Source organism: Acinetobacter sp. Colony158 (assembly GCF_019264745.1).
In the GTDB taxonomy this organism is placed as follows: Bacteria; Pseudomonadota; Gammaproteobacteria; order Pseudomonadales; family Moraxellaceae; genus Acinetobacter; species Acinetobacter ursingii.
This window is the reverse complement of the sequence record NZ_CP078523.1, coordinates 3,192,341-3,204,496: the sequence shown is the minus strand read 5'-3', so window position 1 is coordinate 3,204,496 and position 12,156 is coordinate 3,192,341. Positions and strand designations below refer to the sequence as shown.

9 protein-coding genes and 1 riboswitch are annotated in these 12,156 nt (G+C 38.1%); of the genes, 6 read left to right on the top strand and 3 right to left on the bottom strand.

Features of this window, described 5'->3' with window-relative positions; translation table 11 throughout:
* Window positions 1-44 precede the first annotated feature (44 nt).
* Window positions 45-1,565 carry a flavin-containing monooxygenase gene (locus JR005_RS12985; protein ID WP_218665235.1) on the bottom strand — a complete coding sequence of 507 codons (1,521 nt, stop codon included), beginning with the start codon at window positions 1,563-1,565 and terminating at the stop codon, window positions 45-47.
* A gap of 163 nt (window positions 1,566-1,728) precedes the next feature.
* On the opposite strand from JR005_RS12985, the gene JR005_RS12980 reads away from it, so the two are divergent.
* From JR005_RS12980 to JR005_RS12965, 4 genes are all read left to right on the top strand, one after another.
* The gene (locus JR005_RS12980) at window positions 1,729-2,739 is read left to right on the top strand and encodes a helix-turn-helix transcriptional regulator (protein ID WP_034697761.1); all 1,011 of its coding nucleotides are present in this window, start codon (window positions 1,729-1,731) and stop codon (window positions 2,737-2,739) included.
* Window positions 2,740-2,825: 86 nt separating this feature from the next.
* Window positions 2,826-3,971, top strand: coding sequence for a cell division protein ZapE (gene zapE / locus JR005_RS12975; RefSeq protein ID WP_004997212.1), 1,146 nt, complete (start codon window positions 2,826-2,828; stop codon window positions 3,969-3,971).
* 383 nt (window positions 3,972-4,354) lie between these two features.
* Entirely contained in the window at window positions 4,355-6,520 is a 2,166-nt protein-coding gene (locus JR005_RS12970) for a malate synthase G (protein WP_218665234.1), read from the top strand.
* A gap of 99 nt (window positions 6,521-6,619) precedes the next feature.
* Window positions 6,620-7,279: an SOS response-associated peptidase family protein gene (locus JR005_RS12965; RefSeq protein ID WP_218665233.1), complete on the top strand. Its 660-nt coding sequence runs from the start codon at window positions 6,620-6,622 to the stop codon at window positions 7,277-7,279.
* Here the strand turns inward: JR005_RS12965 and JR005_RS12960 are convergent.
* Entirely contained in the window at window positions 7,276-7,740 is a 465-nt protein-coding gene (locus JR005_RS12960; protein WP_004997357.1) for a MarR family winged helix-turn-helix transcriptional regulator, read from the bottom strand. The genes JR005_RS12965 and JR005_RS12960 overlap by 4 nt on opposite strands.
* Window positions 7,741-8,228: 488 nt before the next feature.
* Between JR005_RS12960 and JR005_RS12955 the strand changes: the two genes are divergently transcribed.
* Together JR005_RS12955 and JR005_RS12950 are read left to right on the top strand one after the other, a co-directional pair.
* A complete protein-coding gene (locus JR005_RS12955; RefSeq protein ID WP_104795010.1) occupies window positions 8,229-9,761 on the top strand; it encodes a TerC family protein in 1,533 nt (510 codons plus the stop codon).
* A gap of 125 nt (window positions 9,762-9,886) precedes the next feature.
* Window positions 9,887-9,974: riboswitch (glycine riboswitch) on the top strand.
* Window positions 9,975-10,118: 144 nt separating this feature from the next.
* The gene (locus JR005_RS12950) at window positions 10,119-11,363 is read left to right on the top strand and encodes a D-amino acid dehydrogenase (protein ID WP_104794991.1); all 1,245 of its coding nucleotides are present in this window, start codon (window positions 10,119-10,121) and stop codon (window positions 11,361-11,363) included.
* A gap of 52 nt (window positions 11,364-11,415) precedes the next feature.
* On the opposite strand, the gene JR005_RS12945 is transcribed toward JR005_RS12950, so the two are convergent.
* Window positions 11,416-12,069, bottom strand: a complete 654-nt coding sequence (locus tag JR005_RS12945) for a hypothetical protein (protein WP_218665232.1) — start codon at window positions 12,067-12,069, stop codon at window positions 11,416-11,418.
* Between the last annotated feature and the right edge of the window lie 87 nt (window positions 12,070-12,156).

The window sequence follows — 12,156 nt, the reverse complement described above, 5'->3', positions numbered from 1 at the left end:
AATAAGTAGGTTATATTTAACCTACTTATTATGATGATAAAAAATTATGCAGCAACCTGTTTTTTATCATTTGTTCTATTTTGCCCAAGAAAGACATAGTCAGAGGCATTCGCAGTTCTGGTTTCTAACCAATATTTCCATGTATAGGTTGGCCATAAAGCAAAGTTTTTACCATCCGCAGCTTGATACCAACTGACACATCCGCCAGACTGCCAGACAGTATCTTTTAGTTGCTTTTGAATTTTATGGTTAAATTGAGTTTGAACATCGGCTTTCACCTCAACAGCAAGTGTTTGAGTTTTATCCACCATCTCGATCAGTTGAAGAATATAGTTCACTTGAGATTCGATCATAAAAATAACGGAATTATGTCCAAGCACTGTATTTGGACCGAGAAGCTGAAATAAATTTGGGAAGCCTGCTGTCGTTATTCCATAATAACTTTCTGGTCCATTTTTCCAAGCTTGTTTAAGTTCTTGGTGATTTTTCCCGAAACATTCAAAATGTTTTAGATAGATACGTGGATCTGTAATAAAACCCGTTCCATAAATCAGGCAGTCGATCTGTCTTTGCTTACCATCTTTGGTCACAATGGCATTTTCTGTAATTTCTTGAATTCCGTCGGTTATTAACTCGACATTTTTACGATTGAAGGTTGGAAAATATTTATTTGAAATCAAAATACGTTTACAACCCATTACAAAATCTGGGGTCAGTTTCCTCGCAAGTGCTTTATCTTTTACCTGAAATCGAATAAAAGCTTCTGCAAGTTTTTGTCCATATTTCATAATTTGTGGTTGGACAATAGGTATAACTCTCGATTCATTACTCCAGTATAATCTTGCACGATGAAGTTGCCGATAAATGTCTGATTTTTTAAATAATAATTTGCTTAAATGTGAATATTGACGCTCGTCTCTTGGAATCACCCACGCTGCTGTGCGTTGAAATACATACAGTTGCTTAACTTGTTTGGCTATTTCAGGAATGTATTGAATTGCGCTGCCGCCTGTTCCGATAGAAGCAACATTTTTACCTGTTAGGTCGTAATGGTGATCCCATTCTGATGAATGAAATACTTTGCCTTGAAAGTTTTGAATGCCTTTAATATGTGGGATTTGTGGAACATGTAAAGGGCCTGAAGCAAAAATCACAAATTGTGCTTCTAGAGGAGCATGCTCTTTAAATGAAAGTGTCCAGATACAACGCCCTTCATCATATTCTGCACGGGTAACTTCATGCTCAAATTGACAATATTCTCTAAGTTGAAATTGCTCCGTAATATCCTGAATATATGAAAAAATTTCGCCCGCTTCGGCATAACGTTTAGACCAGTTGGTTTTGGGTGCAAACGAAAGTGAGTACATGTGTGATTGGACATCGCAAGCCGCACCGGGATATTGGTTTTCTCGCCAAGTTCCACCGACATCTTTGGTTTTTTCTAAAATTACAAAATCATGAATATTGTTTTGTAGAAGACGAATTGCCATTGCAAGTCCACCAAAACCCGCACCGATAATCGCAACTTTTGTTTTTTGAATTGCATTGATTGAGGAATCTTGCATGATATTGATCCGATAATGAAATAATGATCTATTTATAATCAGTTTAATAAATTATCAGAGCCAGAAACATGATTAGATCGACATCAAAATTGATAGATTCGGCAATTAATTTTATTGCTGCTTTATAGTACAACACTACAGTAATCGAAAAATAGAACTGTGAATGAAGCGATCAATACTTGGACTCATGTATTTAATACAAGGAATGCGTAATTCTGGTATTGATGTCGATTCGCGTCTGGCAAATATTGGAATTCGGATAGATGCCCTCAATCCACATTCTATTATTCATGATAGTTTGGAATGGGATATCCAGCATATTATCAGTCAGGATGTTCCTTCTGAACAAGGCTTATATATTGGACAACATTACGCGCTGGCAGGTTATGGACCTTTATTAATGTTGTTGGTCACTGCCGATAGCATTCGTCATGCCATTTATAAAGGTATTGAATATCAAAGTCTCACGCATTTGTTTGGACAACTCAGTCTGAGTGAACGAGATGGATATGCGTCATTAGTTTACGTACCCATCGATTTAAATACAGAAATGGGGCGCTTAAGAGCCCAGTGTGAAATATCGGGTACTTACAAATTTATTTTAGATATTTATAAAATGATGGGATTGGAGGCACCTGAAATTCGAGTGGATTTGCCATTCCCGCAGCCGCAAAATTTAAATATGCTAGCGCAGTATCAGCATTATTATGGCAATAATTTGCATTTTAATGCAGATCATGCGGTTTTTAGTTTGAATCAAGCGGTATTAGATGTAAAAATCCCATCTGCGGATATCATAACCCATCGCGTCTATGAAGCTAAATGTTTGGATGAGATCAAACGTTTAGATGATGAAGCAACACAGCAATCCGATCTGGTACAGCGTGTGCATAACTATCTCGAATTACAACAGGGTGTAATTCCCACAATGGCGGAAACGGCGATTGCTCTTCAGATTCCTGAGCGAACTCTGCGGCATCAATTGCAACAACTGAATACGAGTTATAAGCAAATTCGTGAGCAGTTAATTAAAACTAAGGCATTAAAGCTTATGGAATATAAGGAATATTCAATCGAAGTCATTGCAGAATTACTGGGTTATTCAGAACCTGCTGCATTTAATCATGCATTTAAACGCTGGTTTGGACAAAGTCCAAGACAGTATGGAAAATAGCATCAAAGCTATAGTCCAAAGTTCTATTTTCACGCATCGAATCTTCGATATACTTTTTCTACAAATACTGAAAGCAAATAAAAGACATGGCAAACATTCATTCTCCTCATGGTACAGCGTTTACTCCTTTATCTCCTGCAGAGCGTTATGCGCAAGCATTATCTTCAGGACAATTTATGCCTGATGAAGCACAGGCACAGGCTGTACATGAATTAGAACGAGTTTGGCAGGATCTCATTAGTCGTTATAAAGCTTCAAAAAAAGCATTCCGCCGTTTCCGTCGCCAAACTGCGCCACGAGGCGTATATATGTGGGGTGGTGTAGGACGTGGTAAAACATGGTTGATGGATCAATTTTATGATTCTGTTCCATTTCGCCGTAAAACTCGCATGCATTTTCATCATTTTATGCAGCATGTACATCGTGAGCTAAATCGTTTGTCTGGTCAGCGCAATCCATTAGATTTGGTCGCGGATCAAATCTATAAAGATGCTGTGGTGATTTGCTTTGATGAATTTTTTGTATCCAATGTTACGGATGCCATGATTCTAAGCGATTTGTTCCAAAAGTTGTTTGCACGTGGTATTACCCTCATTGCAACTTCAAATATTGCTCCAGATGGCTTATACAAAAACGGCATTCATCGAGATCGTTTCTTGCCTGCAATTGAACAGGTGAAAAAGAATTGTGTGGTTTTAAATGTAGATGCAGGTGTCGATTATCGTTTGCGTGTACTTAAGCAAGCACAACTGTTTAAGTATCCTCTTACTGATGATGCTAAAATCTGGATGGCACAGCGTTTTAAAGCCATTACCCAAACACAAGGTTATTCGGATGAGCCGATTACCATTAATCATCGTGTTGTAGAAACGTTAGGTCATACGGAAGATGTGCTTTGGTGTGAGTTTTCGGAGCTTTGCTTTAAACCGCGCAGTCCAGCAGATTTTATTGAAATCGCAAACTTATATAATACGGTTTTGGTCAGTAATGTGCCGCATTTAACCGATAGTTTATCTGAAGGTGTGCGTCGTTTTATTTATCTGGTAGATGAGTTTTATGATCGTGGCGTCAAATTGCTTCTGACTTCTCAGGATTCCATCATTGATTTATATCAAGGTGAGAAATTGGCTTTTGAAATTGAACGTACTCGTTCTCGCTTGCTAGAAATGCAATCTGATGAGTATTTGCATTCTGAACACAGACAGATTCATCAAGCCGCTGAAAACAGCTAAGCTTTAAAATAATGGATACTCAAGGCGTTCAAATTGAACGCCTTTTTCTTTGCATCTAAATCGTTATAAAAGAATGTACAAATTTCTTTGAGCCAATGCTTTCAATGCCATATTTTTTTGTTATAACTATGGTTCATTATGAAAAAGGAGTCGATTAGACTGATCTGAACTTAAGTCTAATTTCGGCATTTTAAAAATTTTATACACTGTAATTGGGTATGCGAATTGCTGAAATGAAAGTTTTACCTCGCTAAATAAGAACCAACAAGATGGTTTGTTTTTGAAATGCTTGTTATTTAGCAGCGTGATATTACTATTCAGCAAAGTATAAATCGGTATACTTGAAACTCTTGTTATAAAAAGTAGCAACATCAGGAAAGACAATGACGGCACGTATTCAAAAAGGCAAGTTAGCGATTGCTAAAGAACTTTACGACTTTATCGAAAATGAAGCTCTACCAGTTTCAGGTTTGGACAGTGAAACTTACTGGAAGAACTTTGAGCAAGTCGTTGTTGATCTTAGTCCAAAAAACACGGCGCTTTTGGCAAAGCGTGATGAGTTACAGGCTAAAATTGACGAGTGGCACCGTAATAACAAATTTGAATTAGAAGCTTACAAAGCTTTCCTTACAGAAATTGGCTACTTATTACCAGAAGTAGAAGATTTCCAGATCACCACTGAAAATGTAGATGAAGAAATTGCTTTACTTGCAGGCGCACAATTGGTCGTACCTGTACGTAATGCACGTTATAGCCTTAATGCTGCTAATGCACGCTGGGGTTCTTTATACGATGCACTTTATGGTTTCGATGTGATTCCAGAAACGGATGGTGCTGAAAAAGGCAAGGGCTATAACCCAGTGCGTGGCGAAAAGGTAATTGCTTTTGCTAAAAATTTCCTTGATCAAACATTCGCTTTAGCACAAGGCTCACATGCCGATGCAACTCACTATGCGATTGAAAATAAAGCACTCGTAGTGACCTTAAAAGATGGCTCAAAAACCAAGCTTAAGCAAGAATCAGCATTTGTTGGTTATAACGGTGAAGAAGCAGCACCGACCGAAGTGGTCTTACTCAACAATGGTTTGCATGTCATTATTGAAATAGATGCCAACAGCCCAATTGGTAAAACAGATGCTGCTGGGGTCAAAGATTTAGTTTTAGAAGCTGCGGTTACCACTATTCAGGATTTGGAAGATTCAGTTGCGGCTGTAGATGCAGAAGAAAAAGTTGAAGGTTACCGTAACTGGTTAGGTCTAATGAAAGGTGATCTAACAGAGTCTATCGAGAAAAACGGTAAAACGGTTACACGTAAACTCAGCGAAGATCGTGTTATTAAGAATCTGATTGGCGGTACAACGACGTTACATGGTCGTTCATTGATGCTTCTTCGTAATGTTGGGCATTTGATGACGAATCCAGCGATTTTAGTCGATGGCAAAGAAATTTATGAGGGCATCATGGATGCTTTAGTAACGCCTTTGCTTACCATTCCAGATATTCGTGGCAACAATACATTGAAGAACTCGCGTAAAGGTTCTATGTATATCGTTAAGCCAAAAATGCATGGTCCAGAAGAAGTTGCATTTACGGTTGAATTGTTTGAGCGCGTAGAACAAGCCTTAGGTTTGCCTGCTAAAGCACTTAAAGTCGGTATTATGGATGAAGAACGCCGTACTTCTGTAAACCTGAAAAACTGTATTGCTCAGGCGAAAGATCGTACCATCTTTATTAATACTGGTTTTATGGATCGTACAGGTGACGAAATCCATACCTTTATGGAAGCGGGTGCGTTTGTTCGTAAAGGCGAAATCAAAGGACAAAAATGGTTCCCTGCGTATGAAAACCGTAATGTCATGATTGGCTTGCAAACAGGCTTACGTGGTAAAGCACAAATTGGTAAAGGCATGTGGCCAAAACCAGATATGCTGTTAGACATGTATAAAACCAAAATTGAGCATCCAGAAGCAGGCGCAAGCTGTGCTTGGGTTCCGTCTCCATCTGGTGCGGTGATTCATGCAATTCATTATCATCAATGTAATGTATCTGAACGCCAAAAAGAGTTACTCAATACGCAAGCTTTACCACTTGATGATTTGCTTACTCCACCGTTGGCTGAAAATACCAACTGGACAGCTGATGAAATTACCAAAGAACTTGAAAACAACTGTCAAGGTATCTTAGGTTATGTGGTTCGTTGGGTTGATTTAGGTGTTGGTTGTTCTAAAGTTCCAGACATCAATGATGTTGGCTTGATGGAAGACCGTGCGACATTACGTATTTCTTCACAACACGTTGCGAACTGGTTGCGTCACGGTATTGTGACCAAAGAGCAAGTTGAAGAAGTTCTGGAGCGTATGGCGAAAGTGGTGGATGGTCAAAATGCGAATGATCCAGAATACACGCCAATGGCGCCTAAATTTGTCAATGATATTGCCTTTAAAGCAGCTTCTGACTTGATTTTCAAAGGAGCTGAGCAACCTTCAGGTTATACTGAGCCTTTACTACATGCAGCTCGTTTAAAATTGAAAGGTTATACAGGTGATTAATTTAATCACCTGTTGATAAAAAAGTCCCTTCGGGGACTTTTTTATTGAAAAATAGAAAATCAGTTTCATTTAAATAAAGGGTAATCAAGATTTATTAAAATGTGCGCAAATTTTAAGCCTTTAACTTATAGTCAACTTCAAGCATTGAATTTACCTCCAATTCCTTTTGAATACTTGGATGAAGTTTATCCTGCTTATACGACACCTTTATTATTTAAATCTGAATTGGGTTTGGAATGGCGCGATGTGATGTTTGGTTTAGTACCTAAATGGGCGACTGATTTATCTTCTGCAAAAAAAACCTACAATGCGCGTAGTGAAACCTTGTTACAGCGTTCAAGCTTCTTTGAAGCCGCGACTAAATGTAATTTTGGTGTTATCCCTGTCACTGAGTTCTATGAAGCTAAATATATTGATGGGAAACCACAACGTTGGTGTGTGCGTCGTAAAGATGGTGAAGCTTTCTTTATTGCAGCAATTTATGAAATTTGTCGATTAGATGGTGATATTATTCGTTCGGCTGCCATGATTACAATGGACGCCATAGATCACCCGATGATGAAAGAATTTCACGAACCAGGAGATGTCAAACGATCGGTAATCGTGATTCCTCATGAACGTTTGCATGAATGGCTTGATTTAAAAACACCTGACATACAAAGTTTTATAGAGGGTTTTCCTGTTGATGAGTTTGAATGTATGCATGTACCACGTCAAACTGCTACGAAAATATCACCGCAATTAAACTTTTTTGATTAATGTGACAGATTTTTATAAATCTGTTTTAAGTTTTCAATGGTTTTTTCCAGTTGAAGAGGAGTCAAGCCATCAAAAGACTGTTCAAGCACTACACTGGTAATGTCATTAATTTTATAAATCATTTCTTTGCCTTTTTCAGTGAGTTCAACCCGAGTAATTCGCGCATCTTCAGGGCAACAAAAGGTATTGACTAGCCCTTCATCTTTTAGGCGGTAAACGATTTTCGTGGTCGTAGACATTTTTGAAATGATCATCTCAGATAAATCTGAAACACTGGCTTTGGGTTTTGAATTCAATGCTAATAAAATACGCCGACGAGAATTATCCAAACCGTATTTTTTTAGGACATTATCAATGTTTAGGACATAACGTGCATGGACTTGTGTAATCCAGTAATATGGAAATTCGTTAAAGTCATAAGACTCTGCGGTTGGTAAAAACCTCGTGTATTTTTTACTCATTTCATAATTCCCAAGTTGGTGAATGTGTAATTATTGTTGCTATACCGTATTGTTCTAAAGTCGTTGTGTTAGCAGAATAATCATAATATTTTGTGATGTGTTTGGCAATATTTTTTGAATTTGTATATTTATTCCGGTGGAAATGCAGTGCTCAAAAGCACAATATGATAATTTATAGCAGTCATTATCCAGTTGTAAAGTATCAATATTTTGGATAAATCTGAGTGTTTCACTTTTTTATTTGATTGTGTGCGGCAATTGTTAAAATTATTCGATAAATTAACTTTTTTGATTAAAGTTTGTAAGATATTTTTATAAAACTTAATTTAAGCTTAAAAAATTTACTCAATATACAAAAAAATAATTACAAGTAGAAAAAGTTATGCATAATAAAACCATCTTAATTGAAAAGGGTGTCCGTGAATGGATCCATCGCCGTGTAGGTTATTTTTATTGATTTATTCTCAAGTATTTGAGGTGATCTAATGATGGAATTTTTATTAGATCCCGGTATTTGGGTAGGGTTGCTGACCCTGATTGCATTAGAAATTGTTCTAGGAATTGATAATCTGGTTTTTATCGCTATTTTGGCCGATAAACTTCCTCCTGAACAGCGTGATAAAGCACGTGTTATTGGTTTATCGCTGGCGCTTATTATGCGTTTGGCGCTTCTTTCTGTTATTTCGTGGTTGGTTACACTCACAAAACCTTTGATTGATGTTGCGGGAATGACATTCTCTGGACGAGATTTAATTCTGCTATTGGGTGGTTTATTTCTTGTTTATAAAGCGGTGACAGAACTTCATGAAAAGATGGAAGGCAAACCTGAAATCAAAACGAATTCTTCAGTAGCCTATGCAAGTTTTTGGGCAGTGGTTGCACAGATTATCGTACTTGATGCTGTATTCTCGTTAGACTCAGTTATTACTGCCATTGGGATGGTGGATAATATTTATGTCATGATGACTGCTGTGACTGTTGCGGTGATTGTGATGCTCATCGCATCTAAACCTTTAACAGCCTTTGTGAATCGACATCCAACCGTCGTTATTTTGTGTCTGAGTTTCTTGCTTTTAATTGGTGTCAGCTTGATCGCTGAGGGAATGGGTTTCCATATTCCAAAAGGTTACATCTACTCAGGTATTGGCGTTGCCATTCTGATCGAAGCCTTTAATCAGTTTTCACAGCGTAATGTCGAAAAAAATCAGTCCAAGATTCCATTACGTCATCGAACTGCCAATGCCATTTTCAAAATGATGGGTGAGAAAGACCGAATTGCGGCTGTGGATGAAAACTCGGAATCTCAAACATTATTTGTAAATGATGAGCGATATATGATTGGCGGTGTACTGACCCTTGCCGAACGAACTGTGGCATCGATCATGACCCCTCGTTCTCAGATCTCTTGGGTCAATATTGATGATGATCCTGAACATATCCGTCAGCAGATTTTGTCTGTTCCGCATAGTTTGTTTCCCGTATGTCGCGGCAGTTTGGATAAAGTGATTACGGTTGCTCGTGCTAAGGATTTAATTGATGCGCTGGATCATCCAGATCATGTCAAAGTTTTATTAAAGCGACAGCGTCCAATCTTTATCTTTGAACGTATGAAAGTGATTGATGCGATTAATACCTTACGTGCTTCCAAAGGGTCACTGGTTTTAGTGAGTGATGAGTTTGGTACAGTGCAGGGTCTGATCTCGCCGCTGGACGTATTTGAAGCAATTGCCGGTGAATTTCCAGATGCCGATGAGCAGCCAGAATTGGTAAAAATCGATGAACGTACATGGCAAGCAACTGGGCTTTTGGATTTGTATCAGCTTGAGCTTGAACTGGGGATGATCGAACTCATGCCAGAAGATGGTGAATATATAAGCGTTTCGGGCTTAATTATGGATAAAGCAGCTTCACCGATTCAGATTGGTACCACGATTGATCATGAAGGCATTCGTTTTGAAGTATTGGAAATGGATGAAAATAGAATCAAGACAATCAAGATTACCTATCCGGTCGACGATTAAGCTTTTTCAACCTATTTTATTCGCAGAAACCTCATCAGCTTTAAGCTGATGAGGTTTTTTTATTTGAGCTACAAAATAAAGTTGGACTTTTGAAAACTGGCATGTACATTGCTTTTATAACAATATGAATTATTGCAGGAGAGATGTTCCTGTGAACACGCCGAAGGAGCAACGACCCCGGAAACTCTCAGGCAAAAGGACTGTAATAATCGACTTCAATCTGGAGAGAAGTATTTAAAAATACTCACCGAAGGGGATGGTTAAAATAATTAATAGGAATTATTGAAAACCGAAGCTCTCAGGTACATAGACAGATGGGGCATTTTTTGAGATGAGTTTCATTTCAAGGAGTTGTATATGTCTCATGTAATTGTGGTTGGTTCTGGAATCACGGGTGTCACGTCTGCTTATGAATTGGCTTTATTGGGCTATGATGTCACAGTGATCGATCGGCATTTATTTCCTGCCATGGAAACGTCTTTTGCCAATGGTGGTCAACTATCTGCGTGTAATGCTGAAGTCTGGAATCAAAAATCAACGGTGTTGAAAGGCATGAAGTGGATGTCAAAAAAAGATGCACCATTATTGCTCAATCCGTCTTTCGATGTTCATAAATATAGCTGGTTATTTGAATTTTTAGCCAGTATTAAACACTATGAAACCAATACACTCGAAACGGTAAGACTAGCTTTGCTGGCTCGTAAACGTCTGTTTGAAATTGCTGAAAAGGAACAAGTCGATTTCAATCTGGAAAAGCGTGGAATTTTACATATTTACCATAGCGAAGCAGATTACAACATTGCCAAAAATGTTAATGATATGTTGTGCAAGGGAACATTGGCACGACATGCGGTGAGTCCAGAGGAAATTAAGCAAATTGAGCCTACACTCTCTGGTGATTATTATGGCGGTTATTACACGCCAGACGATGCGACAGGTGATATCCATAAATTTACTGTAGGATTGGCTGAAAAAACCAAAAAATACGGCGTGAAATATCGCTTTGGGCTAGATGTACAACAAGTGCAACTTTCGGATCAGAAAGTGATTGTGTCTTGTCAGCCAAGCACAGAAAACATGTTTGAACCTAAAGATCAACCTATTCGCTTAGAAGCTGATGCAATTTTGATTTGTGGAGGCGTGGGGAGTTATCAACTGGCAGATATGCTGGGTGATCGAGTGAATGTTTATCCTGTGAAAGGCTATTCCATTACGATACATTTAAACGATCAAAAAAGTATTCAAAATGCGCCTTGGGTTAGTCTGCTTGATGAAAGTGCCAAAATTGTGACTTCACGCTTAGGTGAAGATCGTTTCCGTATCGCAGGAACGGCAGAATTTAATGGTTATAATCGTGATATTCGTGCAGATCGTATTCAGCCCTTGATTAATTGGGTCAATGCCAACTTTGACATATCTACAGAACATGCTGTTCCTTGGGCGGGTTTACGCCCGATGATGCCGAATATGATGCCTGTCATTAAACAAGGAAAGCATCCGCGAGTATTTTATAATACAGGACATGGACATTTGGGCTGGACACTTTCAGCAGCAACAGCGGCTATTATTAGTCAGGAAATCGCGATAAAATTATCTGCCTGACGCTATAAAATTAAAGCTTAAAAATAAAATGAGGGGAGATCAACCCTCATTTTTAATCATAAAGACGATAGATACCGCTGAACCGTTCGCAACCTTTCTGGTCAGTTTTTACCACTAAAATACTTTTCTGAAAATTAAAATTGTATTTACAATCATGCTCATTATCAAAAATTTGCTCTTTTTTATCTGGTGTCGTATACGCCAAAAAAGAAATTGTCTGGCTATCATTACTGTTATTGGGATTGCGATATGCCATGCCTTCAATTTTAATTTTGTCTTTGCCTAGTTGATGAACCTGTAAATGAATTGCTGGTTGGGCAATTTTGCCATGTTCAAACTTTAAAAAATGCTGGGTTAAACTCTGATTCAAAGAGGTATAAAAGTTGAGATCGTCATCGCGTAGTGCAAATTGTTGATCAATACAGTGTTGAGATTTACATTGTTGTAAACGATTGAACCAAAGTGAATGCGTGTCGTACAACAGTTTAATAGGCGCATCTGAAACTAGATAAGCAATTAGAAATTTATTATTGAGCTCATGTCGTGTTTCATGAAAATTTTCAGCGCAGATTTTCTTGCTCACAAATGATGCTTTATGATTGTCACAATCAAATCGATCTGTTGCATGGGCTGAGGAAAAGCAAAAACTGATCGTGAGTGCACAAACTACGTTTTTTAAAGGAAATCTATCTGTACGAGACGTCATGATCGCTTATACTTCCATTTCAGTGGCTAGACGTACTATAGCGAAACCAAAAGCCAGAATACAAGTTGTGTGATTTGTTTTATAAAG